Origin of the sequence: Pseudomonas sp. 10B238, from assembly GCF_000970615.1 — a bacterium.
Taxonomy (GTDB): Bacteria; Pseudomonadota; Gammaproteobacteria; order Pseudomonadales; family Pseudomonadaceae; genus Stutzerimonas.
This window is the reverse complement of the sequence record NZ_KQ033936.1, coordinates 156,401-180,432: the sequence shown is the minus strand read 5'-3', so window position 1 is coordinate 180,432 and position 24,032 is coordinate 156,401. Positions and strand designations below refer to the sequence as shown.

22 protein-coding genes are annotated in these 24,032 nt (G+C 61.4%); 11 read left to right on the top strand and 11 right to left on the bottom strand.

All coding sequences use genetic code 11. The features are described from left to right. The first annotated feature begins 55 nt into the window (after window positions 1–55). Window positions 56–508, top strand: a complete 453-nt coding sequence (locus RT21_RS16200) for a thioesterase domain-containing protein (protein ID WP_045422554.1) — start codon at window positions 56–58, stop codon at window positions 506–508. Between the two features lie 259 nt (window positions 509–767). Beyond that, window positions 768–1,556 (top strand): substrate-binding periplasmic protein, encoded by a 789-nt coding sequence (locus tag RT21_RS16195; RefSeq protein WP_046163533.1) that lies wholly within the window; start codon window positions 768–770, stop codon window positions 1,554–1,556. A gap of 22 nt (window positions 1,557–1,578) precedes the next feature. Here RT21_RS16195 and RT21_RS16190 read toward each other — a convergent pair whose 3' ends face one another. Together RT21_RS16190 and glsB are read right to left on the bottom strand one after the other, a co-directional pair. Next, the gene (locus RT21_RS16190) at window positions 1,579–2,274 is read right to left on the bottom strand and encodes a carbonic anhydrase (protein WP_046163532.1); all 696 of its coding nucleotides are present in this window, start codon (window positions 2,272–2,274) and stop codon (window positions 1,579–1,581) included. A 128-nt stretch (window positions 2,275–2,402) separates the two neighbouring features. Next, window positions 2,403–3,311 carry a glutaminase B gene (glsB, locus tag RT21_RS16185; protein WP_046163531.1) on the bottom strand — a complete coding sequence of 303 codons (909 nt, stop codon included), beginning with the start codon at window positions 3,309–3,311 and terminating at the stop codon, window positions 2,403–2,405. A 320-nt stretch (window positions 3,312–3,631) separates the two neighbouring features. Between glsB and RT21_RS16180 the strand changes: the two genes are divergently transcribed. Beyond that, window positions 3,632–4,027 carry a hypothetical protein gene (locus RT21_RS16180; RefSeq protein WP_046163530.1) on the top strand — a complete coding sequence of 132 codons (396 nt, stop codon included), beginning with the start codon at window positions 3,632–3,634 and terminating at the stop codon, window positions 4,025–4,027. A 91-nt stretch (window positions 4,028–4,118) separates the two neighbouring features. On the opposite strand, the gene RT21_RS16175 is transcribed toward RT21_RS16180, so the two are convergent. The 4 genes from RT21_RS16175 to RT21_RS16160 form a co-directional block, all read right to left on the bottom strand. Further along, the gene (locus RT21_RS16175) at window positions 4,119–4,421 is read right to left on the bottom strand and encodes a P-II family nitrogen regulator (RefSeq protein WP_045422564.1); all 303 of its coding nucleotides are present in this window, start codon (window positions 4,419–4,421) and stop codon (window positions 4,119–4,121) included. A 2-nt stretch (window positions 4,422–4,423) separates the two neighbouring features. Continuing rightward, window positions 4,424–5,365, bottom strand: a complete 942-nt coding sequence (locus RT21_RS16170) for a sodium-dependent bicarbonate transport family permease (RefSeq protein WP_046163529.1) — start codon at window positions 5,363–5,365, stop codon at window positions 4,424–4,426. A 63-nt stretch (window positions 5,366–5,428) separates the two neighbouring features. Further along, on the bottom strand, window positions 5,429–7,246 hold the full coding sequence (oadA, locus tag RT21_RS16165; RefSeq protein ID WP_046163528.1) for a sodium-extruding oxaloacetate decarboxylase subunit alpha: 1,818 nt from the start codon (window positions 7,244–7,246) through the stop codon (window positions 5,429–5,431). A gap of 10 nt (window positions 7,247–7,256) precedes the next feature. Next, complete coding sequence (locus RT21_RS16160) at window positions 7,257–8,672, bottom strand: acetyl-CoA carboxylase biotin carboxylase subunit (protein WP_046163585.1); 1,416 nt, start codon at window positions 8,670–8,672, stop codon at window positions 7,257–7,259. Between the two features lie 246 nt (window positions 8,673–8,918). Here RT21_RS16160 and RT21_RS16155 point away from each other — a divergent pair, with 246 nt between their 5' ends. After that, window positions 8,919–9,866, top strand: a complete 948-nt coding sequence (locus RT21_RS16155) for a LysR family transcriptional regulator (RefSeq protein WP_177327100.1) — start codon at window positions 8,919–8,921, stop codon at window positions 9,864–9,866. Here the strand turns inward: RT21_RS16155 and RT21_RS16150 are convergent. After that, a complete protein-coding gene (locus RT21_RS16150) occupies window positions 9,808–10,023 on the bottom strand; it encodes a PA3496 family putative envelope integrity protein (protein WP_046163526.1) in 216 nt (71 codons plus the stop codon). The two genes, RT21_RS16155 and RT21_RS16150, sit on opposite strands and share 59 nt — an antisense overlap. A 104-nt stretch (window positions 10,024–10,127) precedes the next feature. Then, entirely contained in the window at window positions 10,128–10,994 is an 867-nt protein-coding gene (gene hexR, locus RT21_RS16145; protein WP_046163525.1) for a transcriptional regulator HexR, read from the bottom strand. A 161-nt stretch (window positions 10,995–11,155) separates the two neighbouring features. On the opposite strand from hexR, the gene zwf reads away from it, so the two are divergent. From zwf to RT21_RS16115, 6 genes are all read left to right on the top strand, one after another. Continuing rightward, window positions 11,156–12,598 (top strand): glucose-6-phosphate dehydrogenase, encoded by a 1,443-nt coding sequence (gene zwf, locus RT21_RS16140; RefSeq protein WP_046163524.1) that lies wholly within the window; start codon window positions 11,156–11,158, stop codon window positions 12,596–12,598. Between the two features lie 656 nt (window positions 12,599–13,254). Beyond that, window positions 13,255–13,788 carry a diaminobutyrate acetyltransferase gene (gene ectA, locus RT21_RS16135; protein WP_046163523.1) on the top strand — a complete coding sequence of 178 codons (534 nt, stop codon included), beginning with the start codon at window positions 13,255–13,257 and terminating at the stop codon, window positions 13,786–13,788. Continuing rightward, window positions 13,785–15,059: a diaminobutyrate--2-oxoglutarate transaminase gene (gene ectB / locus RT21_RS16130; RefSeq protein WP_046163522.1), complete on the top strand. Its 1,275-nt coding sequence runs from the start codon at window positions 13,785–13,787 to the stop codon at window positions 15,057–15,059. The genes ectA and ectB overlap by 4 nt, the downstream gene beginning before the upstream one ends. Before the next feature lie 10 nt (window positions 15,060–15,069). Next, window positions 15,070–15,468, top strand: a complete 399-nt coding sequence (locus RT21_RS16125; RefSeq protein ID WP_046163521.1) for an ectoine synthase — start codon at window positions 15,070–15,072, stop codon at window positions 15,466–15,468. A 69-nt stretch (window positions 15,469–15,537) separates the two neighbouring features. Continuing rightward, the gene (thpD, locus tag RT21_RS16120; RefSeq protein ID WP_046163584.1) at window positions 15,538–16,446 is read left to right on the top strand and encodes an ectoine hydroxylase; all 909 of its coding nucleotides are present in this window, start codon (window positions 15,538–15,540) and stop codon (window positions 16,444–16,446) included. A 98-nt stretch (window positions 16,447–16,544) separates the two neighbouring features. Beyond that, the gene (locus RT21_RS16115; RefSeq protein WP_046163520.1) at window positions 16,545–17,975 is read left to right on the top strand and encodes an aspartate kinase; all 1,431 of its coding nucleotides are present in this window, start codon (window positions 16,545–16,547) and stop codon (window positions 17,973–17,975) included. 32 nt (window positions 17,976–18,007) lie between these two features. Here RT21_RS16115 and RT21_RS16110 read toward each other — a convergent pair whose 3' ends face one another. Together RT21_RS16110 and RT21_RS16105 are read right to left on the bottom strand one after the other, a co-directional pair. Beyond that, the gene (locus RT21_RS16110) at window positions 18,008–18,820 is read right to left on the bottom strand and encodes a cytochrome c oxidase assembly protein (protein ID WP_052724757.1); all 813 of its coding nucleotides are present in this window, start codon (window positions 18,818–18,820) and stop codon (window positions 18,008–18,010) included. Between the two features lie 3 nt (window positions 18,821–18,823). Beyond that, window positions 18,824–19,291, bottom strand: a complete 468-nt coding sequence (locus RT21_RS16105) for a DUF2243 domain-containing protein (protein WP_046163519.1) — start codon at window positions 19,289–19,291, stop codon at window positions 18,824–18,826. Window positions 19,292–19,477: 186 nt separating this feature from the next. Between RT21_RS16105 and yegQ the strand changes: the two genes are divergently transcribed. Beyond that, entirely contained in the window at window positions 19,478–20,848 is a 1,371-nt protein-coding gene (yegQ, locus tag RT21_RS16100) for a prephenate-dependent tRNA uridine(34) hydroxylase TrhP (RefSeq protein WP_046163518.1), read from the top strand. Between the two features lie 93 nt (window positions 20,849–20,941). On the opposite strand, the gene RT21_RS16095 is transcribed toward yegQ, so the two are convergent. After that, window positions 20,942–23,782, bottom strand: coding sequence for a putative bifunctional diguanylate cyclase/phosphodiesterase (locus RT21_RS16095; protein ID WP_046163517.1), 2,841 nt, complete (start codon window positions 23,780–23,782; stop codon window positions 20,942–20,944). Window positions 23,783–24,032 lie beyond the last annotated feature (250 nt).

Sequence of the window (24,032 nt, the reverse complement as noted above, 5' to 3'; positions counted from 1 at the left end):
CAGCAGTCATGCTTGGCGTCTGCCTGTATCCGCACACGTTAGGAATCCACCCGGCATGAGCCGCGATAGCCGCTACCTGGAAGCCATTCTGCACCACGACATCCCACTGACCCGGGCGATGGGCCTGCGCGTCGAGCATTGGGAAAATCATGAGCTGCGCCTGAAGGTCCCGCTGCAAGCGAACATCAACCACAAAAGCAGCATGTTCGGTGGCAGCCTCTACTGCGCCTCGGTGCTTGCTGGCTGGGGCTGGCTGCACCTGCGCCTGCGCGAGGCCGGGATCGACGACGGCCATATCGTCATTCAGGAAGGCCAGATCGACTATCCGCTGCCCGTGATGGATGACGCCACCGCTGTCTGCTCGGCCCCGGACGATAGCGCCTGGGAGCGATTCGAGACCATCTACCGTCGCCGTGGCCGTTCACGCCTGACCCTGCACAGCCGCATCCTGGCTGCGGACGGCCGGGACGCAGTGCGTTTCACCGGCCAGTTCGTGCTGCATAAGTAAACGCAGCCGCACCCCTCTGCCCTGCCAGGGTGCGCCGGGCTGCTACAGCCCGCGCGCACCGTTGACCGCTGACTGCCCAAACGCCCGCGCAACTACTGGGAAGCGGCGGGCTGCCGCCGGCTGTTCAGTCGTGCCCCATCGCCGGCAATTGCCAGACGTTACGGCGCTAGCAAGCTACCGCTAGGACTGGCATGCGAGCTCACGCCGGACTACGCTGCACCTGCCAACAATAAAAATACAGCGTCAAGGAGCCGATGCCATGGGCCTGTCCCGTAACGTCATTCTATTGCTCAGCGTTCTGCTCGCCCTCAGCGGTGCCGCGCACGCCGAGTTGCCGAAGAACTATCAGATCATCCTTCAGACCGACAACTTCCCACCCTTCAACATGGGGCCAGCGCACAAGAACTTCGCTCGCGGCGATGAGGTGCAAGGCATCGCCACCGACACCGTGCGGGAGATCTTCAAACGTGCCGGCATCGGCTACAACCTGACGCTTCGCTCGCCCTGGGATCGCATCTACAACCAGACCCTCACCGACACCGGTCACGGGTTGTTTTCCGTCACCCGTACGGCGCAGAACGAAGGCTTATTCAAGTGGGTCGGGCCACTGGCCCGCTACGAAAGCGTGCTGCTCGCGGCGGCGGACAAGTACATCGACCTCAACTCCCTGGCCCAGGCCCAGGGGCTTGAAATCGGCGCGCAGAAAAGCAGCGGCATCAGCCAGTACTTGGAACAACAGGGGTTGCGCCCGATCGACAGCCTCAGCGAAGACGAAAACCTGCGCAAATTGCTCAGCGGCCGCCTCGATCTCTGGGCAACAGCTGATCCGGTCTGGCGTTACCAGGCCAAAGAACAGGGCGCAGAAGGCCTCAAGCCAGTGCTGAGTTTTCGAGCTGAAGACCTGTACCTGGCGCTGCACAAGGACACGCCCGACGAAGCCGTCGAGCGTCTACAGAGCGCACTCAATGATGTCATTGGCGAGGGCTATGCCGGCTGCAGCAAGACCCCCGACCTCTGCTATCTGATACGCGATCGCAAGGTGCCCTGAGCGCACCGGGGTCGCGAGGCGCTCAGACGTAGCGTGACTTCGGTGTGGCCATCGGCAGTGGGCCGTCGCCGATAAGACGGAACTCGCCCTTCGCTGCATCGTAGGCGCGGATTTCGCTGGTGCCGATGTTGTAAACCCAACCATGAATGAACAGCTGCCCGCTGGCCAATCGCGCCGCCACCGACGGGTGCGTACGTAGATGGTCGAGCTGGGCCAGTACGTTCTCCTCGGTCAGCACGCCAAGGGTGTTGTGGTCGGCGCAGCCGCAGTTTTCCTCGACCACCGTCCTTGCCACTTCGGCGTGTCGCAGCCAGCTCCGTACGGTCGGCATCCCGTCGAGGCTCGAGGGATTCAGCACCGCTTTCATCGCGCCACAATCGGAATGGCCGCAGACGATGATGTGATGCACGCCAAGCGCCATCACCGCGAACTCGATGGCGGTCGACACGCCGCCATTCATGATCCCGTAGGGCGGCACGATATTTCCGACATTACGGGTCACGAACAGGTCGCCCGGCGAGCTCTGGGTGATCAGCTCGGGCAGGATTCTCGAGTCCGCGCAGGTGATGAACATGGCCCGCGGCGTCTGCTCGTGGGCCAGCTTGTTGAACAGCTCACGCTGCTCCGGGTAGATGTCTTCACGGAACCGAATGACGCCCGCGATCAGGTTGTCGAGCGCCTCCTGCGCTGTTTCGGTCGTCTTGTCATCGAGACTCATAACACGATCTCTCTTATGGTTTGGTTAGGTACGACGTTGCACGCACCAGGCCGGACACTGCACAGATGTGACAGACCGTAACGAACGCCGGGCACTTGCCTCGACGTGATGAATCTGTATCGCTGATCTCAAAAGATAGACCAGCCGATGCGCTGCGAGAGCTTCTCCAGTGCCGCCATGCCGATCAGTGAATTGCCCGCCTGGTTCAGTTCGGGTGACCAGACGCAGACCGTGAAGCGTCCCGGCACGACCGCGACGATGCCACCGCCTACGCCGCTCTTGCCAGGCAACCCGACGCGGTAAGCGAAATTGCCTGCCTCGTCATACAGACCGCTGGTGGCCATGATCGCATTGACCTGTTTCGCTTGGCGCGGCGCCAGCACCGGTTCGCCACCTGCCAGGCAAGCGCCGTCACGAGCCAGAAAGCCAAACGCACGGGCCAAGTCGACGCAGCTCATGCGCAGCGCGCAATGATGGAAGTAACTGCGCAGCACCGCCTCGACATCATTGTGGACGTTACCGAACGCCTGCATCAGATACGCCATCGCGGCGTTACGCGCGCGATGCTGGTATTCCGATTCGGCTACCACCGAGTCGGACACAATCAGCGGATTGCCCGACAGATGCCGAACGAAATCGCGCATGGACAGTGCTGGCACGGCGAAGCGCGACTGGTTGATGTCGCAAATCACCAGCGCCCCGGCATTGATGAACGGGTTGCGTGGTATGCCACGCTCGAACTCCAGCTGCACCAGCGAGTTGAAGGGCTGCCCAGACGGTTCGTGACCTAGGCGCTCCCACAACGACTCGCCGCAATGCTGAATTGCCTGCACCAGGCTAAAGACCTTGGAAATGCTCTGGATCGAAAACGGCGTCTTCGCATCACCGGCGTGGTAAAGCTCACCCTCGGCGCTGTAGACCGCGATCCCCAACTGATCAGCCGGTACGTGCCCCAGCGCCGGAATATAGTCGGCCACCATGCCTTGGCCGAGGAGCGGGCGGACTTCGTCGAGAATCTCGTTCAATAGGTTTTGCATGACATCCTCATGTAAATGGCGCGAGGCGCACCAGGCTACTAGACGCCGCTAAAACCGCGGTCATCACAGAACGAAAAGGTGCGTCTGTTTCATGAGTCCAACCGCAACACCTCACGTTCCGGCACCTGCTCTAGACAGCCTGCCGAGCCCCCTAATCGAACGCGGACTGAAGACAATCGAGGCTTCACAGCGCATTCCGGCGGAACTGGCGCTCGACACAATCACCCTGTTTTTGCGATCACGATGGGCTCCGGTATAGTGCCGCCCGCTTCACGGGGCACGGCCTGTGCCTCGGGCGTCAAAACAAGGAAAGAAAACAGATGAAACTGAAACGTGCGGCGGGCCTGCTGGCGCTGGCGATGGCAGTGAGCGGCTGCTCCACCGCGACCTACTTCAAACTGCCCGAGAACAGCAAAGTCTCGGTTTATGAACGGCCGCAGCAATACCCTCAGGGACTGGTCAAGACGCGTCCGTTCTTCTGGACCGCCGCTGGCGGCATTCCCTACAAACTCAGCAGCGAAAACGGAGAGCTGCTGCAGCAAGGCAAGCTGCGCGCGCGCTTCCGCGTCGCCTCCATTTTCTGGCCGCCAGGCGGCATCATCTATTGGCCGATGGGGTTCGGTCAGCGCTGCTATGACCTGACCGGTGCCGAGCCGCTCAGCTGCACCCACGGCGACCTGAAGAATCTTCGCAGTCAGCGCCGTCTAGACCGCTAGATTCCAGCGGCACACCGCCTCGGCATGCACCGAGGCGATGGATCGTTCCAACGCTTGAAGCTCGTCCAGCCGACGGCGCCTGACCAGTCGGTTAAAACTTTTCCGGGCGCAACACCTCAACTTCAGCCAGATAGCAGACCATGGCGAAGTTATCGTAATAGCGCGCCTGCAGATGCTCTGCGATGCGTTCGGCCAGTTCGCGGTTGCAGATGATCTCCAGGCGGATGTTGCCTTCGGTATCCCATTCGGCGCTGCGCACACCACGGCTGCCTCGCCCGCGCGCCTCGGACAGCGTCCAGCCCGGTGCGCCGAGGTGGTCGAGGTCGGCCACCAGCTTCTTTTCCAGCGCTGCTTCGCAGATCACGGTAAGCAGGGTTCGGGTTGCGATTGTCATGTTTACAGCCCCCAGGCGATCAGGGTTTCGGCCAGCGCGAGATACAGCGGAATGCCGACCAGAATGTTGAACGGAAAGGTGATCCCCAGCGACGCGGTGAGTGACAGCGAGGGGTTGGCCTCAGGCAATGCCAGTCGCATAGCCGCCGGCACCGCAATGTAGGAGGCGCTGGCGGCCAGCGTGGCGAGCATGGCTGTGCCCCCGAGCGACAGGCCCATCAGTCGCGCCAGCAGCGCACCGATTACCGCGCCCACCAGAGGCATGCCCAGGCCGAACACCGCCAGCCGCAGGCCATAGCGGCGCAGAGAGCCCAACTGGCCGGACGCAATCAACCCCATTTCCAGCAGGAAGAGTGCGAGCACCGGCTTGAACATGCTGGTGTAGAAGGGCTCGAGCGGCTTGATCCCCTCCTTGCCGGCGATGGCGCCGATGATCAGGCCGCCCAATAGCAGCATGATGCTCTTGCCGAGAAAAATCTCCCGCCCCAGCTCCTTCCAATGTGTATCGCGGCTGATCCCCTTTGCCAGGATTATGCCGATAAGGATCGCCGGGATTTCCAGGATCGCCACGAACAGCGGCATGTAGCTTTCGAAGGCGATTTTGTTGGCCAACAGAAAGGCCACTACCACGGCAAAGGTACCGGCACTGACCGAACCGTAGTGCGCCGCCACGCTGGCCGAGTCGACCCGCGAAAAGCCCAGCAGCCGCAGAAACGGAAACGCCAACAGCGGCAGCGTACAACCCAGCAGCAACACAAGCGCGGACTGGCCCAGCAGCGCTGCGCTGGCTTGTTCGGCCAGCTCGACACCACCGTGCAGACCGATCGCCAGCAGCAGCAGAATGGACAGCGTGTCGTACAACGCCGGTGGCAGCTTCAGCTCACTCTTCACCAACCCGGCAAACAGGCCGAACAGGAAGAACAGCACTACTGGGTCGAGCCCCATCGATACCTCCCGGATTCATTGAACAGAAAAAAGGGAGCCTTTCGGCTCCCAGAGGACAACTGCTTAGGCTTCGATCTCGATAAGAAGATCGCCGGGGGTCACCCGGTCACCTTTGGCCACATGCACCGCTTTCACCTTGCCGGCGATCGGCGCCTGGATCTCGGTTTCCATCTTCATCGCTTCGCTGATCAGCACGGCCTGGCCGGCCTTGACCATGTCGCCCTCCTTGACCAGCACGTCCACCACGTTGCCCGGCATGCTCGTGCTCACGTCCCCCGGACCATTGGCCTGTTTGCGCTGACCGCCACTGCCACCGCCGACGAAGTTGTTCAACGGCTCGAATACCACTTCCTCCGGCATGCCGTCGATGGAGAGGAAGAAGTGCCGCTTGCCTTCACCCTTCACGCCGACGCCGGTGATATCGACGCGGTAGGTCTCGCCATGCACATCGATGACGAACTCGGTCGGCACGCCCTGCGCGCCCGCGGCAGTCGCCGTGCTGCCATCCGGAATGGGCAGCAGCACTTCTGGCACCAGCGTGCCGGCTTCGCGCTCCTCAAGGAATTTGCGGCCAATGTCCGGGAACATCGCATAGGTCAGCACGTCTTCTTCGGACTTAGCCAGCGCGCCGACTTCCCGCCGCAGCTTGTCCAGCTCGGGTTTGATCAGATCGGCCGGACGCACCTCGATGAGTTCCTCGCCGCCGATGGCCTGGCGCTGCAGCTTGGCGTCGATGGTGCCCGGCGCCTTGCCGTAGCCGCCTTGCAGGTAGAGCTTCACCTCGTTGGTAATGGTCTTGTAGCGCTCGCCGGCGAGCACGTTGAAGAACGCCTGAGTGCCGACGATCTGCGAGGTGGGCGTCACCAACGGCGGGTAGCCCAGGTCCTTGCGCACGCGCGGGATCTCGGCCAGCACTTCATCCATGCGGTTGAGCGCGCCCTGCTCCTTCAGCTGGTTGGCCAGGTTGGAAATCATCCCGCCCGGGACCTGGTTGACCTGCACGCGGGTGTCGACGCCGGTGAAGTCGCTCTCGAACTGGTGGTATTTCTTGCGCACTGCATAGAAGTACAGACCGATCTCCTGGATCAGCTCCAGGTCGAGGCCGGTGTCGTAGGGCGTGCCGCGCAGCGCAGCGACCATCGACTCGGTGCCAGGGTGGCTGGTGCCCCAGGCCATGGACGAGATGGCCGTGTCGATGTGATCCGCGCCGTTTTCGATGGCTTTCAACTGGCACATGCTGGCGACACCGGCGGTGTCGTGGGAATGGATGAACACTGGCAGGTCGATCTCAGCTTTCAGCGCACGGACCAGATCACCAGTGGCGAACGGTGTCAGCAAACCGGCCATGTCCTTGATGGCGATGGAGTCGACGCCCATGTCGCGCATCGCCCGTGCCTGTTCGACGAACAGCTCGACGGTATGCACTGGGCTGGTGGTGTAGGCGATGGTGCCTTGCGCGTGCTTGCCGGTCTTCTTCACGGCACGGATGGCGGTCTCCAGATTCCGCACGTCGTTCATCGCATCGAAGATGCGGAACACGTCGATGCCATTTTCCGCCGCCTTGGCGCAGAACGCCTCGACCACGTCATCGGCGTAGTGCCGGTAGCCCAGCAGGTTTTGTCCGCGCAGCAACATCTGCAACCGGGTGTTGGGCAGCGCCGCCTTGAGCTGGCGCAGGCGCTCCCACGGGTCTTCTTTCAGAAAACGCACACAGGCGTCGAAGGTCGCGCCGCCCCAGACTTCCAGGGACCAGTAACCGACTCGGTCGAGCTTGTCGCAGATGGGCAGCATGTCCTCGGTGCGCATACGGGTGGCCAGCAGCGACTGGTGGGCGTCACGCAGGATGGTGTCGGTAACGGTGATTTTCTTCTGAGCAGTCATGGTTCGTTCCTCACAGGCCTGCGTGGGCGGCGATGGCGGCAGCGATGGCCAGGGCCAACTCGCCCGGCTTGCGTTTGATCGAGTAATTCAGCAGTTCCGGATGGTTGTCGACGAAGCTGGTGTTGAACTGCCCGCTGCGGAAATCCGGGTTGGCGAGAATCTGCTGGTAATAGGTGGCGGTGGTTTTCACACCTTGCACGCGCATGTCGTCCAATGCGCGCGAACCGCGGGCCAGGGCCTCTTCCCAGGTCAGTGCCCAGACGATCAGCTTCAGGCACATGGAGTCGTAGTACGGCGGAATGGTGTAACCGGTGTAGATCGCCGTATCGGTGCGCACGCCAGGGCCGCCGGGGGCGTAGTAACGGGTGATTTTGCCGAAGCAGGGCAGGAAGTTGTTACGCGGCTCCTCGGCGTTGATGCGGAATTGCAGGGCGAAGCCGCGATACTGGATGTCTTCCTGCTTGACCGAGAGCGGCAGACCGGAGGCGATGCGGATCTGCTCGCGAACGATGTCGATGCCGGTGATTTCCTCGGTGATGGTGTGCTCCACCTGCACGCGGGTATTCATTTCCATGAAGTACACCTCGCCCTCGGCGAGCAGGAACTCCACGGTGCCGGCGTTCTCGTAACCCACCGCCTTGGCCGCACGCACCGCGAGGTCGCCGATATAGGCGCGCTGTTCCGGGGTGAGCTGCGGGCTGGGAGCGATCTCGATGAGCTTCTGGTTGCGCCGTTGGATCGAGCAATCGCGCTCGAACAGGTGCACGGTGTTGCCGAATGAATCGGCAAGGATCTGCGCCTCGATGTGCTTGGGCTCGACGATGCATTTCTCAAGGAATACATCAGCCGATCCGAACGCCTTGGTCGCCTCGGAGATAACCCGTGGGTAGGCCTGGGCCAGCTCTTGGCGCGAGTTGCAGCGCCGGATGCCACGACCGCCGCCACCGGACGTCGCCTTGAGCATCACCGGATAGCCGATGCCCTCAGCTGCGGCCAGCGCTTCTTCGACATCCGCCACGTTGCCTTCGGTGCCCGGCGTGACCGGCACGCCGGCCTTGATCATGCTGCGCCGCGCCTCGGTTTTGTCGCCCATGCGTCGAATCACTTCGGCGCTTGGGCCAACGAAGCGGATGCCACGCTCGGCGCAGATTTCCGCCAGTTCGGCGTTTTCGGACAGAAATCCATAGCCTGGATGCAACGCATCACAGCCGGTCTCCACGGCCAGGTTCACCAACTTGCGCGGGTTGAGGTAGCCGGCAAGCGGATCGTCGCCAATGAAATGGGCCTCGTCGGCACGCTTGACGTGCAACGCGTGGCGGTCGGGCTCGGCAAACACCGCCACCGAGCGTACGTCCATTTCGGCACAGGCCCGCACGATGCGGACGGCGATTTCACCGCGGTTAGCGATCAGCAGCTTCTTGATCACGCTGTCATTCCCTCGGTCGATGAGCAGAAGGCCGCCTGGAGGGGCCATGTCACGCCAGCACGTTGTGCAAGCCTATAAACCCTACGCCTACCGGCATGATTACTGAAAATGAATAATAGTTTGATCTTGCATAAGTAATTACTTATATATTCAATCAAAGCTGCACAGGACGGACCTTACCGGCCTTGCAATCACCAGAAGCAGTGAAGCTAGACAGGAGCGGCGGAATCGATGCGCAAAAGCATGATGCGGATAACCTTGCGTCAGCTGCAGGTGTTCCGGGCGGTATGCGAAAGCCTTTCCTACAGCCGGGCAGCGGAGGAAATGGCGCTGACCCAGCCAGCAGTGAGCCTGCAGATTCGCCAACTCGAGGAGCTGATCGGCCAGCCGCTGTTCGAGTATCTGGGCAAAAAACTCTACCTGACCGCCGCTGCCGAAGCGCTGCAGCGCGCCAGCACCGACATATTTGGGCGCCTGGACAGCCTGGATATGCAGCTGTCCGACATGCAGGGCTCGCTACAGGGTCAGCTGAATCTGGCGGTCGAGTCGAGCGCCAAATACATCACGCCGCACCTGTTTGCGGCCTTCAAACGCAAGCATCCAGAGGTCAGCCTGGAACTTGTGGTGGTCAACCATGCGCAGGCGGTCAAACGCCTGTCGATCAGCCGCGACGATCTACTGATCATGTCGCAGGTGCCAACTGACATGGATCTGGAGTTCATGCCATTCCTGAACAACCCCATCGTGGCGGTCGCACCGACTGATCATCCACTGAGCCAGGCAGCAGCCCTGACCTTGCAGGACCTGACCGCCTACCCACTGCTGGTCCGAGAGCCGGGTTCGGGTACGCGCAAGGCAGGCGAAGACTATCTGCGCCAGAAGCGTGCGCATTTCGCTCAGACGATCCAGGTGGCCTCACTGGATGCCCTACGCGAGAGCGTCGTAGCAGGGCTCGGCGTAGCGCTGATGCCACGCCATGCAGTCCACTTGGAGCTGGCTCACGGCCTGCTGCGAGAGCTGCCAGTCGAGGAGCTACCGCTGTACCGCAGCTGGTGCGTGGTGCATCCGCGAGCCAAGCGGCTGAGCCCGGTGGCTCAGGCGTTCTTCACTTTTATCCGCGAAGAACGCGCGCAGATCATCGCCCTGGCTGCGCGCTTTGACGGCTCGCAGGCAAACCCTCAAGCAGCGGGCTGACCATCAGCAGGTCGGGGAACTCCATCAGCTGCGCATGCAGCTGGCGCTGCTCGTCGTAGCTTTCGATGGCACGGCGGAAATGCATGCGGCGCTCGTCCAGCTGCTTGCGGCGGGCACGGGCATCGAGGTTGACGTAGGGTTCACGGTGCTGGGACATGCGCGGTCTCCGGAACAGGTGTCGGGAGAGCCCAGCATCGAAGCCCCGGGTGACGCTATGAGGACAAGAAGATTACGGAGCGATGAACGCCGCTCAAGCGCTCGTCAATCTTCGTGCGGCTTCACCGATTTCGGCGACAGACGCAGGCTACGCAAGCTGCGCTTCACGCTCTTGAGGTGATTGACCAGGCTCGGACCGCGCGCCATGGCGACGCCCATCGCCAACACGTCGATCACCACCAGATGCGCGATACGCGAGGTCAGCGGGGTGTAGATCTCGGTGTCTTCCTGCACGTCGATGGCCAGGTTGATGGTCGCCAGTTCCGCGAGCGGGGTCTGGCTCGGACAGAGGGTGATCAGCGTGGCGCCGGATTCGCGGACCACATTCGCCGTGATCAGCAAGTCCTTGGAGCGGCCCGACTGGGAAATGCAGATCGCCACGTCGGTGGGCTTCAGAGTGACAGCCGACATCGCCTGCATGTGCGGGTCGGAATAGGCCGCGGCGCTGAGCAGCAGGCGGAAGAACTTGTGCTGGGCATCGGTCGCCACCGCGCCGGATGCGCCAAAACCGTAGAACTCGACTCGCTCGGCCTTGGCCATCGCCGCCACTGCGCGCTCGAGCGCATCGGAGTCGAGCTTCTCGCGCACTTCCATCAGCGTGTGCAGGGTGGTGTCGAAGATTTTCAGCGCGAAATCGGTGACCGAGTCATTTTCGCTGATGGCGAACTGGCCGAAGCTGGCGCCGGCAGCGAGGCTCTGCGCCAGTTTCAATTTGAGGTCCTGAAATCCCAGGCAACCGATGGCGCGGCAGAAGCGCACGATGGTCGGCTCACTGACCCCCACCACATGGGCCAGGTCAGCCATGGAACTGTGCATCACGGCAGCTGGATCGAGGAGTACATGGTCGGCGACTTTCAGCTCCGACTTGCGTAACGAACCTCTCGATTGGGCAATGTGTTGCAGCAGGTTCACGTGGCGGTCTCGCTATGATCAAAACCTGGCAAGAATGGTCGAACGCTGCGGGTGCGCTCGCATCCGTCAAGCCGGCTGGGTTGTAGTGGGCTTGTAGTTATACTACAAGCCTCGCAGTATCGCCCACCTATCGAGTCTGTCCACCTTCTAGGAGTGACGCTGTGTCCATTTCCTGCGACATGCTGGTATTTGGCGGTACCGGCGACCTGGCGCTACACAAACTCATCCCTGCACTCTATTACCTGCACCGTGAGCATCGTCTGCATGACGATGTCCGCATCCTGGCGATTGCGCGCCAGGATATTGATCGCAACGCCTATCTCTCGTTGGCCGAGCGACATATCCGAGCGCAAATCGCGCGCACGGACTTCGAGGCTGAAATCTGGAATGCGTTCAGCCAGCGCCTCGACTACTTCCCCATGGACGCCACTCAGAGGGGTGAATACGTCCGTCTCGCGCATCACCTCGGCCAGGCCGAAGGCCGCGTGCGGGTGCACTACCTGGCGACCGCGCCCAACCTGTTCGAGCCCATTGCCTCGAACCTTGAGAGCGCAGGGCTGGCCGGAGAAGACGCGCGCATCGTCCTGGAGAAGCCCATCGGCCACTCCCTCGAATCAGCACTCGAGATCAACGAGGCCATCGGTAACGTCTTCCCCGAATCGCGCATTTATCGGATCGACCACTACCTCGGCAAGGAAACCGTGCAGAACCTCATGGCGCTGCGTTTTGCCAACGCTCTGTTCGAGCCCATCTGGCGCAGCGGCCATATCGATCATGTGCAGATCACGGTGGCCGAGACCCTCGGCGTCGAGGAGCGGGGCAGCTATTACGACCATGCCGGCGCCATGCGCGACATGCTGCAGAATCACCTGTTGCAACTGCTCTGCCTGGTGGCGATGGAAGCCCCGGTGCGCTTCGATGCCAAATCGATACGCGGCGAAAAGGTCAAGATTCTGGAAGCACTCAAGCCGATTACCGGTAACGACGTGCAGGACAAGACCGTGCGCGGGCAGTACGTCGCCGGGCAGATCGGCGGCAATGATGTGCAGGCTTACTACTTCGAAAAGGACGTGGATAACGACAGCGATACCGAAACCTTCGTCGCCGTGAAGGCCGAAATCGACAACTGGCGCTGGGCTGGCGTGCCCTTCTACCTGCGCACCGGCAAGCGCATGGCGAAGAAGCGCTCGGAAATCATCATCACCTTCAAACAGGTGCCGCACATGCTGTTCACCAAAGGCGAGGTCAACCGCCTGGTGATCCGCCTGCAGCCGGAGGAGAGCATCAGCCTGCAGCTCATGGCCAAGGCACCCGGTAAAGGGATGCAACTGGAGCCCGTTGAGCTCGATCTGAATCTGGCCCATGCATTCAGCAGCACACGCCGCTGGGAGGCGTACGAGCGGCTGTTGCTGGACGTGATCGAAGGCGACTCGACACTGTTCATGCGCCGCGATGAGGTCGAAGCGGCCTGGAACTGGGTCGATCCGATCCTCTGCGGCTGGCAAAGTCACTACCGCAAGCCCAGGCCCTATCCGGCCGGGACGGACGGTCCTGAGCAAGCACACCAACTGATTGAGCATCAGGGTCGGCAATGGTGGCGCTGAGCCAGCCGACGCACCCAAGTGGCCGCACTGCAAAGTCGCTTCCAGCCTCGAGCTAGAGCGGTCCAATGTAAGTAGCGGCAACTAACAAACCGGGTGCTTGGCAACTATTGATTGAACTTTCAAGCATCATCAACTTGTCGCGCTGACAAAAAAAATTAACAGAACGCGACGAAGTCGCCATCTCCGCCGAGCAGATCGCCGATATCTAGGCATGATATCGGCGACTGAACTCGCTCGCTCTAGCCCGTCGAGCCGGGCTTAATCCAGCCGTAACTCCGGCTAGTTCTAGCCAGACTAATGCGCACGTTATCCACAACCAAACCGCTATCACCACGACCGGCTAAACGCCTTGTTTTGCGCGGGCTCTGTCAAATTTCGTAAGCACTGTGACGTACTCTTCTGCCGCGCCCGAAACAGGCCGCTCTATTCGCCCAGCAAATGGGCCAAATCCGACGCTCATATTTGGCTGTATATACACTCCAGATTTAGCCCCGTGACGGCGACTGACCGGCAAGTTCAACTTTCGCGATAAACGGCGAACTTCGGAGATATCAGCGGCGAATCACCGCCCATGATCGGCGACTGAGGTTGAGATTAATTTTTTGATGTGTTTATTCTAAAAAAGGATTTCAATCAGCAACCCCAAAGGTCTTGTTTTGAGTGTTCCTACCGTAACGCTCCGTCGCCCAACCGACGGCGACGGTTTTCCCCTCCATGAGCTGGTAGCACGCTGCCAACCTCTGGACACAAATTCGGCGTACTGCAACCTCCTGCAATGCTCCGATTTCGCCGACACCTCCATTGCCGCCACAGACGCGGATGGCCAATTGGTAGGTTTCATTTCCGGTTACTGCCCCCCTGCTCGCCCAGACACTTTGTTCGTCTGGCAGGTCGCGGTCGACGCTTCGATGCGCGGTCAGGGCCTAGCGCTGCGCATGTTGATGGCACTGGTCGCACGAGTCGCCAGAGAGCAGGGCGTCGCCAACCTGGAAACCACCATCTCGCCGGACAACGGGGCATCCCAGGCGCTGTTTAAAAAGGCCTTCGCCAAACTTGGCGTCGACTACAGCACCCGCACCCTGTTCTCCCGCGCCGAACACTTTGCCGGCAAGCATGAAGACGAAGTGCTCTACCGCGCCGGCCCGTTCGCCGCACCCAATTCAGAAGAAGAACTAGAGGAAAACGCATGAAAACTTTCGAACTGCACGAATCTGGCGTTCGCAGCTACTGCCGCTCCTTTCCAGTGGTCTTCAAGCAAGCCCGCGGCGCTGAACTCACCACCCGCGAAGGCAAGACGTACATCGACTTTCTCGCCGGTGCTGGCACGCTGAACTACGGCCACAACCATCCCGTGCTCAAGCAGGCGCTGCTCGATTACATCGAAGCCGACGGCATCACGCACGGCCTGGACATGTATTCCGAAGCGAAGGAGACCTTCCTCTCCACCTTCGATCGCCTGATCCTCAAGCCGCGCAACATGGACTACGTGATGCAGTTCACCGGCCCGACCGGCACCAACGCGGTGGAAGCCGCGCTGAAGCTGGCGCGCAAGGTGACCGGCCGCAACAACATCATCAGCTTCACCAACGGCTTCCATGGCTGCAGCATCGGCGCGCTCGCCGCGACCGGCAACAAGCATCACCGCGGTGCTGCCGGCGTTCCGCTGACCGACGTCAGCCGCATGCCCTATGCCAACTATTTCGGTGACAAAGTAAACACCATCGCGATGATGGACAAGCTGCTGACCGACCCGTCCAGCGGTGTCGACAAGCCGGCTGCGGTGATTGTCGAAGTGGTTCAGGGCGAAGGCGGCCTCAACGCCGCATCGGCTGAATGGGTCCGCAAGCTGGAAAAACTCTGCCGCAAGCACGAGATGCTGTTGATCATCGACGACATCCAGGCCGGTTGCGGCCGGACCGGCACCTTCTTCAGCTTTGAAGAGATGGGCATCAAGCCGGACATGATCACCCTGTCCAAGTCGCTGTCGGGCTATGGCCTACCATTCGCCATGGTGCTGCTGCGCAAGGAGCTGGACCAGTGGAAGCCGGGCGAGCACAACGGCACCTTCCGCGGTAATAACCACGCGTTCGTCACTGCTGCTGCTGCCATCGAACACTTCTGGAAGGACGACGAGTTCGCCAATAGCGTCAAGGCCAAGGGCAAGCGCATTGCCGACGGCATGAACAAAATCGTCCGCCGCTACGGCCCGGATTCACTGTTCGTCAAAGGCCGCGGCATGATGATCGGCATCAGCTGCCCGGACGGCGACACCGCCGCCGCGATTTGCCGCCATGCCTTCGAAAACGGCCTGGTCGTCGAAACCAGCGGCGCCCACAGTGAAGTGGTCAAGTGTCTCTGCCCGCTGATCATCAGCGAAGAGCAGATCGACAAGGCCATGAGCATCCTGGACAAGGCGTTCGCCGCCGTAATGTCCGATCAAGCCGCCAACCAAGCTTCTTGAGGATTGAAGAATGATCGTACGTACCCTGGCTGAATGCGAGCAGTCCAACCGCAAGATCAAGACCGATACCTGGGACAGCACGCGGATGCTGCTCAAGGACGACCAGATGGGCTTCTCGTTCCACATCACCACCATCTACGCCAACACCGAGACGCACATCCACTACCAGAACCATCTGGAGTCGGTGTACTGCATGAGCGGCAATGGCGAGATCGAGACCATCGCTGACGGCAAGATCTACAAGATCGAGCCCGGCACGCTGTACATCCTCGACAAGCACGACGAGCACCTGCTCCGTGGCGGCAGCGAGGAAATGAAGTTGGCGTGCGTGTTCAACCCGCCACTCAACGGCAAAGAAGTGCATGACGAAAGCGGTGTGTATCCGCTTGAGGCCGAAACCGTAGTCTGATGCGACTCCGCAGGGCGGCTGCACCCCGCCCTGCGACACCCGTTTCAAGGAGAGTTTAAAGTGAACCCCGTGCAAGCCGACCTGTACCCTTCGCGCCAGCACGACGAACCTAGCTGGCAAGAGCGTATGGACCCGGTCGTCTACCGCAGTGACCTGGCCAACGCCCCGATCGCACCAGAGATGATCGAACGCTTCGAGCGTGACGGCTATCTGGTCATCCCCAATCTGTTCAGCGCCGAGGAAGTCGCGGTATTCCGCGAAGAACTCGACCGCATGCGTCAGGACCCGGCCGTTGCCGAGTCCGGCAAGACCATCAAGGAACCCGACAGCGGCGCAATCCGCTCGGTGTTCGCCATCCACGCCGACAATCCGTTGTTTGCCCGTGTCGCCAGCGACGAGCGCATTGCCGCTATCGCCAGCTTCATCCTCGGTGGTGACATTTATGTGCACCAGTCGCGGATGAACTTCAAACCCGGCTTCACCGGCAAGGAGTTCTACTGGCACTCCGATTTCGAAACCTGGCACGTCGAAGACGGCCTGCCGCGCATGCGCACCCTGAGCTGCTCGATCCTGCTCACCGACAATGAGCCGCACAACGGCCCGCTGATGCTGGTGCCGGGATCACACAAGCACTACATCCGCTGCGTTGGTGCGACACCGGAGAACCACTACCAGAAGTCCCTGCGCAAGCAGGAGTTCGGTGTACCGGATCACGACAGCCTGACCCAGCTGGCGGACCGTTATGGCATCGAGACCGCTACAGGCCCGGCGGGCAGCGTGGTGTTCTTCGATTGCAACACCATGCATGGCTCCAACAGCAACATTACACCCAGCGCGCGCAGCAACCTGTTCTATGTCTACAACCATGTAGATAATGCCGCGCAGGCGCCGTTCTGCGGCCTCTCGCCACGTCCGGCCTTCGTCGGTGAACGCGAGAATTTCGAGCCCTTGCAGATCCAGAAGCAAAAGTATCTCTGACGTACCCGATCAGGCCCGACTACCGGGCCTGTTCTTTGTTGGCGGCCGAGAGGCGGCCCAGGGATGAAAATTCACCCCCAAGACGGGAAGTTGAATCGATGCATACCGTAGAAAAAATCGGCGGCACATCCATGAGCCGCTTTGACGAGCTACTGGACAATATCTTTATCGGCGGACGCGAAGGCGACGAGCTCTATCAGCGCGTCTTCGTCGTTTCGGCCTACAGCGGCATGACCAACCTGCTGCTGGAACACAAGAAGACTGGCGAACCCGGCGTCTACCAACGCTTCGCCGACGCTCGCAACGAGGGCGCCTGGCTCGATGCACTGGACATCGTCCGCGAGCGCATGCTCGGCAAGAACGCTGAGCTGTTCGCCAGCGACTTCGAGCTGCGTGCCGCCAACCAGTTCATCAACTCGCGCATCGACGATGCCCGCGAGTGCATGAGCAGTCTTCAGCGCCTCTGTGCCTACGGCCATTTCCAGCTCGACGAGCACTTGATGAAGGTGCGCGAGATGCTCGCCTCCCTCGGTGAAGCGCACAGCGCCTTCAACTCGGTGCTGGCGCTCAAGCACCGCGGCATCAATGCGAAGATGGTCGACCTCACCGGCTGGCACCGCGATGCACCGCTGCCCTTCGATGAGATGGTGCGCCACAGCTTCGAAGATGTGGACCTGTCCCGCGAACTGGTGGTTGCCACAGGCTACACGCACTGCAGCGAAGGCCTGATGAACACCTTCGACCGCGGCTACAGCGAGATCACCTTTGCGCAGATTGCCGCTGCTACCGGCGCCCGTGAAGCGATCATCCACAAGGAATTCCACCTCTCCAGCGCCGACCCGAACCTGGTCGGAGCGGACAAGGTGGTCACCATCGGCCGTACCAACTATGACGTAGCCGACCAGTTGTCGAACCTGGGCATGGAAGCGATCCATCCACGTGCCGCCAAGACACTGCGCCGCGCCGGCATCGAGCTGCGCATCAAGAACGCCTTCGAGCCGGAACACGCCGGTACGCTCATCAGCCAGGACTACAAGAGCGAGCGGCCCTGCGTCGAGATCATCGCCGGGCGCAAGGACGTCTTCGGTATCGAGGTGTTCGATCAGGACATGCTCGGGGACGTGGGCTACGACATCGAGATCAGCAAGCTGCTCAAGCAGCTGCGCCTCTACGTGGTGAACAAGGACTCCGACGCCAACAGCATCACCTACTACGCGTCGGGCTCGCGCAAGCTGATCAACCGCGCCGCGCGACTGATCGAGGAGAAGTATCCGGCTGCGGAAGTTACCGTGCACAACGTCGCCATCGTCTCGGCGATCGGCTCCGACCTCAAGGTCAAAGGCATCCTCGCCAAGACCGTTGCGGCCCTGGCCGGTGCCGGTATCAGCATCCAGGCGGTGCATCAGTCGATCCGCCAGGTCGAGATGCAGTGTGTGGTCAACGAGGAAGACTACGACGACGCCGTCGCGGCCCTGCACCGCGCGCTGATCGAGCCGGAAAACCACGGTGATGTGATCGCCGCAGCCTAAGCTACGGCTGCACCTGACCGCCGGCCTTGGCTCTAGCCAGGGTCGGCGGTTTGCTGTCCGCCGTCGCTGGCAGACCCGGCCAGCTTGCGCCGCCGATACCAGGTGGCGAAAAACACCAATGCCAGCAACAGCTCGGCGAAATCGCCGCCGTAATACATCAATTGTGCAGCCGCTTCGATTTCCGCCAGGTCGTGGCCGGCGTCGCGCGGAAAGCCGTAGGCATACATGAGCTTGCCCAGCACGGCATGAGCGGCAATGGCCACGAACAATACGATCAGCCGCAACCACATGCCGGGACGATGCGGCGCGGGGTCCGGCCCGGCAATCGACCAGCTGAAAAGATAGCCCGCCAGTACGAAGTGCAGGTGCAACCATACATGCAGGACGGGTTCGCTAAAGCTCAGCTGGTACAGCGGCGTGAGATAGAGGATGTACAGCGCGCCGACATTCAACATCAGTGCGGTCACCGGATGGCTCAGGCAGCGCACCGGCACGCTGCCCGCAAACTCGGTAATCCGCCGGGCGGTCACGACCGGCACACTGCGCAACAGCAGCGTGCCCGGCGAGCCGAGCATCATCGCAATGGGCGCGAACATGCCGAGCAGAAGATGCTGCGCCATGTGCCCGCGCAGGTCTGCATGGCCCCACTCGACCATAAACGGCGAAAACGCGGCCACCAGAAGCCCGCACCCCAGACTGAAACTGACGGTGCGCCAGCAATGCCAAGTCTTTCGACGCCGCCGTTGCGCGCGTACACCGAGAACATACGCAAACCAGAGGGCCAGCGTCAGCAAGACCAGCAGCGAGGTGCCAGCCAGGGTGAGTAGATGAGTATCGTGGGCCACCGGCTACCGGCCCCCTTGCAACGAGGCAAGGGATGACCGAGCTGTCCGCCAGATCATGAAGCCTATCGCCAGCAGCAGCGCGCCAAAGGCATTCCACGCCAGGTCGTAGAGCAGAAGGTTGTCCACGTAGCGCACCTGATGAAGCCGCAGAATCTTGTGATCGACGATCCCATCGAACAGCTGAAAGCCGCCTGCGCCAAGAAACAAACCGGCCCAGGCGTGCAAGCGCGACACCGCGCGGCGGCTGCTCAGCTGCACGAACAGGTAAAAGCCGGCGGCCAGCATCAGCAGCTCGGCTGAATGCAACAGACCGTCAGATATCAGCCCGACGGTTTGTGTGGATCGGTCGAAGAAATGGTGCCAGGCGAGGATCTGGTGAAAGACGATCTCGTCGATGGCGGCCATCAAACCAATCCCGAAAAAGCTCGTCGCGATCAGACTACCTCTGGCATCGACGGGGTGTTTGCTCACGATGGGCCTCCGGCTGATAACGGGTTGGCTTGCATCGGAACTCGGTACGCTCGACTCAAGCCCTGTCTATGAGTGACTGGGGTCAGCCTCAGGAGTTCTCCATCGGCTTGATCTGACGGGGCGAAAAGCGCCGGCCAACTCAGTAGAATCCGCACACTTTCTGCTGGTATACAGAGCCACCGCACCATGACCCACCCTCGCACCGAACTGCTGTCCCCCGCCGGCACCCTGAAATCCATGCGCTACGCCTTTGCCTACGGCGCCGACGCGGTCTACGCCGGGCAGCCGCGCTACAGCCTGCGCGTGCGCAACAACGAATTCGACCACGCTAACCTGCGCCTGGGCATCGACGAGGCGCATGCCCAGGGCAAGCAGTTCTATGTGGTGGTCAACATCGCGCCGCACAACGCCAAGCTGCGCACCTTCATCAAGGATCTCGAGCCGGTGGTCGCCATGGGGCCGGATGCGCTGATCATGTCCGACCCCGGTCTGATCATGCTGGTTCGCCAGCACTTCCCCCAGATGACCATTCACCTGTCGGTACAGGCCAACGCGGTGAACTGGGCCAGCGTCGAGTTCTGGCGTCAGCAGGGCCTCACCCGCGCCATCCTCTCGCGCGAGCTGTCGCTGGAAGAGATCGGCGAGATCCGTGAAAAGGTGCCGGGCATGGAGCTGGAGGTCTTCGTTCACGGCGCGCTGTGCATGGCCTATTCCGGGCGCTGCCTGCTCTCCGGCTACATCAACAAGCGCGACCCCAACCAGGGTTCCTGCACCAACGCCTGCCGCTGGGAATACAAGGCGCACGAAGGCAAGGAAGACGAGCTGGGCAATATCGTCCAGCAGTATCAGCCGATCCCCGTGCAGCAGCTTGGAGCAGGCGCCATCCAGCCGACCCTGGGTGCCGGCGCGCCGACCGATCAGGTCTTCCTGCTCGAAGACAGCAGCCGTCCTGGCGAAATGATGGAAGCATTCGAGGACGAGCACGGCACCTACATCATGAATTCCAAGGACTTGCGCGCCGTCCAGCATGTCGAGCGGCTGGTGCAGATGGGCGTGCATTCGCTGAAGATCGAAGGCCGGACCAAATCCCACTATTACGTGGCGCGCACCGCCCAGGTCTATCGCAAGACCATCGACGATGCGGTCGCAGGCAGACCCTTCGACAAGTCACTGATGGACACCTTGGAATCGCTCGCGCACCGCGGCTACACCGAAGGCTTCCTGCGTCGTCACGTGCATGACGAATACCAGAACTATGAGCGAGGCTTTTCGCTGTCGGAGCGCCAGCAGTTCGTCGGCGAGCTGACCGGCGAACGGCGCAACGGGCTGGCCGAAGTGATCGTCAAGAACCGCTTCGCCGTCGGCGATCGCCTGGAGTTGATGACGCCGCAGGGCAACCTGAATTTCCGCCTGGAGGCACTGGAAAACAAGCGCGGCGAACGTGTCGATGTGGCGCCCGGAGACGGTCACGTACTCCACCTGCCGGTGCCGGAACATGTCGACCTTCAGCATGCATTGCTGATGCGCGAACTGGAAGGCACCACCACCCGCGGCTAACAGCTAGATCCTTGTAGGGTGGGCTTCAGCCCACCGCTTGGGCTACGCCACCCTAACCGCTGGTGGGCTGAAGCCCACCCTACGAAGCAGTCCTCAGACCAATAGCTTCACGAACTCATCTGCCGGCACCGGGCGGCTGATCAGGTAGCCCTGCATCTCGTCGCAACCGTGGGCCTTGAGGAAATCCGCCTGTGCCTGGGTTTCGACGCCCTCGGCGACGACCTTCAGCTCCAGGCTATGGACCATGGCGATGATGGCCCGGACGATGGCTGAATCTTCTCCGACCTGATCCAGTTCGGAAATGAACGAGCGATCGATCTTCACGTAATCCACCGGGAAGCGCTTGAGGTAGCTGAGCGAGGAGTAGCCGGTGCCGAAGTCATCGATTGCCAGCTTCACGCCCAGCGCGCGTAATTGGCGGCTGATGTTGATCGCGTTGTCGATATCATCGAGCAGCTGACTTTCGGTCAGTTCCAGCTCGAGCCGGTCGGCGGGCAACCCGGTCTCCTCCAGTACCTGTCGCACCAGGCTGACGAAATTGCCTTGGCGCAACTGTTTGACGGACAGGTTCACCGACACCCGAATGGCGGCCAGTCCATCGAGTTGCCACTGACGCGCCTGCCGGCAGGCTTCGCGCAGAACAAACTCACCCAGCGGGATGATCAGCCCGGTTTCTTCGGCCAGGGGAATGAAAAAGCCTGGCGCGATCAGGCCTTTCTGCGGATGCCGCCAGCGCACCAGTGCTTCGGCCGCATCCAGGCTGTCTTCCGCCACGTTCAGTCGCGGTTGATAGAAGACTTCCAGCTGGCCTTCCTCGAGTGCGCGACGCAGTTGGTTCTCCAGCTTGAGATTTTCCAGGCTCGACACCTGCAAGCGCTCGGTGAAGAACTGCAGGGTGTTGCCGCCGAGATGTTTGGCATGTTGCATGGCCATATTCGCCTGCAACAGCAGCGAGGTCGCCTCGCGCGAGTTGTCTGGCATCAAGCTGACGCCGATGGACGCGGTGATGACCAGTTCCTGATCGTCGAGCCGAATGGGTTTGCTGATGCGCGACAGCAAGCGGCTGCCGCTGTGCGCCAGGCTGGCAAGGCTGCCGTAACCTTCGAGCACCACCACGAACTCGTCACCGGACAAACGGGCAATGGTGTCGGCGTCCGACAGCGTGTGGGACAGACGGCGGGAGACCTCACGCAACAGCTGATCAGCCGCCTCGTGCCCAAGGCTTTCATTGAGCGTCTTGAAACGGTCCAAATCGATATACAAAACCGCCAGCCCGCGATTGCTGCAACGGCTACGCTCGCAGGCGCTGTGCAGACGCTCCTTGAGCAAGCTGCGATTGGCCAGCCCGGTGAGCTCGTCGAAGTGGGTCAGGTAACGCAGACGTTCCTCGACCTGGCGTCTGACGCTGAGATCGGAAACGAACGCGACCACGTTGGTGACATTGCCGTGCCGGTCGTGCACCACTCGCATCTGTGCCCATTGCGGGTAGACCTCGCCATTCTTGCGGGTCTCGATCAGCTCGCCTTGCCAGATACCGTGCTGTGTCAGGCTTTCGCGAATAGCCGAATATTGCTGGCGGCTGTCCTCGGAACTCGCCAGCAGGGCGACACTTCTTCCGATCAGTTCTTCTCGGCTGAAACCGGACAATGTGCAGCAGGCCTGGTTGACTGCCAGCAGGTGGAATTCAGGATCCATGATCGCCATGCCCTCACCTGCCGCCTCGAACACCGTGGCCGCTAACCGCAATTGTTCGGCCTGACGATGGCTCTCGCTGATGTCTCGCCGGGTGCCGATCATGCGTAAGGCCCGGCCGTTAGCATCGCGCTCGGTGACACGCCCGCGGTCTTCGATCCAAATCGAACTGCCGTCGTTGAGCATGGCCCGGTATTGCACGGCATAGCTTTCGGTCTTGCCCTTCAGGTGGTCGATCATATCCTGGCGTACACGCGGGCCGTCTTCGGGATGCACTTCGGGACGCTGCTGCTCGGCCAGCAGCAGTCGATCACTCAGGCCGACACCAAAAACCACGTCCATCCTCGAGTGATGGACCTCGCCGTTGGCCATGTCCCAGTCCCACATGCCCAGCTCACTGGCTTCCAGCGCCAGGCTCAAGCGAGCCTCGCTTTCACGCAGCGCGGCAGTGCGCTCAATCACCCGCCGTTCGAGCCCGTCGAAGGCTTCTCGCATCCGGCCCTCGGCATGGCGCCGCTGCTCGACCTCACGGGCCAGCTCGCCATTCAGCTCGGTGGCTTCACCCCGCATGCGTTGCAATCGCCGTATCAGCAACTGGTTGTGCAGGCGTTGCGCCAGGCTGGCCGTCACCAGTCGGTTCATTTGCCAGGCAATCATGCTCAGCGTCAGCAGCACGATTGCCGCCAGCAGCCCCCAACCCTGCAGATGGGGCTCGCCGCTGCTTAACAGCACCGCCGCAGCGGGAAGCAGCCCTGGGATGGCAAAGGCGCCGAACGCGCGGAGCGATACGCCGCAGGCCACGCAGCCGGCAAAAAACACCGAGGCAAGCGAACCGAGCAGTACCGTTTGTTGCAGGAACGGCCCGTCTAGGGCCAGCTCGATGATGGCGTAGTCCAGGGTCACCGCGCTGGCGACACTGGCCATCAGGAAGGATCGATACCAGCGGGGATGCTGCTGCTCCTCGGCGCTAGCCTTGGCGAAGCTGCGCGTCTGCTGCAGCCTCAGCAGGGCGATTGCAAAGGTCACACCCGACCAAATCGCCAATTGCAGCTTCGGTCCTTCCGCCCAGAGTACGGCGGGGAATACCAGGCTGGTGATGATCATCAGCAGCAGTGCGAGCCGCGAGCCCTCATAGAGCAGCCGCGTGCGCTCGGCCCGCTGATCAGTCTCTGCAAGGTTGAAAGCGGCGTGGTCCTCCATGGCCATTGACGCCGACGGATTGGCTTGTGCGGAATCGGTCATCGGGTTGTTCTTGTAATGGATGTCTGGAGCGATAGGTGTGCATTTAGCACGCCTCGATAATGGCACGACGCTAGCGTCTGGTCATCGTCTCTCCGACCAAAGACCGTGGATGACGATACGCTGGTATCGATCAGGTGGATTTTCAACAGGTCGATGACACAACCCGCCCCGGCTCCCGGCGCGGTTTCTGTCCTCCCCCAACCAAGCCCTCTGTCTGCCCATGGCTTGACTGGCGCCCGTCCGTTGCACG

Excerpts from the sequence above, each read along its gene's own strand:
- RT21_RS16200 (WP_045422554.1), top strand. The coding sequence starts at position 56 with ATGAGCCGCGATAGCCGCTACCTGGAAGCCATTCTGCACCACGACATC.
- RT21_RS16195 (WP_046163533.1), top strand. The coding sequence starts at position 768 with ATGGGCCTGTCCCGTAACGTCATTCTATTGCTCAGCGTTCTGCTCGCC.
- RT21_RS16190 (WP_046163532.1), bottom strand. The coding sequence starts at position 2,274 with ATGAGTCTCGATGACAAGACGACCGAAACAGCGCAGGAGGCGCTCGAC.
- glsB (WP_046163531.1), bottom strand. The coding sequence starts at position 3,311 with ATGCAAAACCTATTGAACGAGATTCTCGACGAAGTCCGCCCGCTCCTC.
- RT21_RS16180 (WP_046163530.1), top strand. The coding sequence starts at position 3,632 with ATGAAACTGAAACGTGCGGCGGGCCTGCTGGCGCTGGCGATGGCAGTG.
- RT21_RS16175 (WP_045422564.1), bottom strand. The coding sequence starts at position 4,421 with ATGACAATCGCAACCCGAACCCTGCTTACCGTGATCTGCGAAGCAGCG.
- RT21_RS16170 (WP_046163529.1), bottom strand. The coding sequence starts at position 5,365 with ATGGGGCTCGACCCAGTAGTGCTGTTCTTCCTGTTCGGCCTGTTTGCC.
- oadA (WP_046163528.1), bottom strand. The coding sequence starts at position 7,246 with ATGACTGCTCAGAAGAAAATCACCGTTACCGACACCATCCTGCGTGAC.
- RT21_RS16155 (WP_177327100.1), top strand. The coding sequence starts at position 8,919 with ATGCGGATAACCTTGCGTCAGCTGCAGGTGTTCCGGGCGGTATGCGAA.
- RT21_RS16150 (WP_046163526.1), bottom strand. The coding sequence starts at position 10,023 with ATGTCCCAGCACCGTGAACCCTACGTCAACCTCGATGCCCGTGCCCGC.
- ectB (WP_046163522.1), top strand. The coding sequence starts at position 13,785 with ATGAAAACTTTCGAACTGCACGAATCTGGCGTTCGCAGCTACTGCCGC.
- RT21_RS16125 (WP_046163521.1), top strand. The coding sequence starts at position 15,070 with ATGATCGTACGTACCCTGGCTGAATGCGAGCAGTCCAACCGCAAGATC.
- RT21_RS16115 (WP_046163520.1), top strand. The coding sequence starts at position 16,545 with ATGCATACCGTAGAAAAAATCGGCGGCACATCCATGAGCCGCTTTGAC.
- yegQ (WP_046163518.1), top strand. The coding sequence starts at position 19,478 with ATGACCCACCCTCGCACCGAACTGCTGTCCCCCGCCGGCACCCTGAAA.
- RT21_RS16095 (WP_046163517.1), bottom strand. The coding sequence starts at position 23,782 with ATGACCGATTCCGCACAAGCCAATCCGTCGGCGTCAATGGCCATGGAG.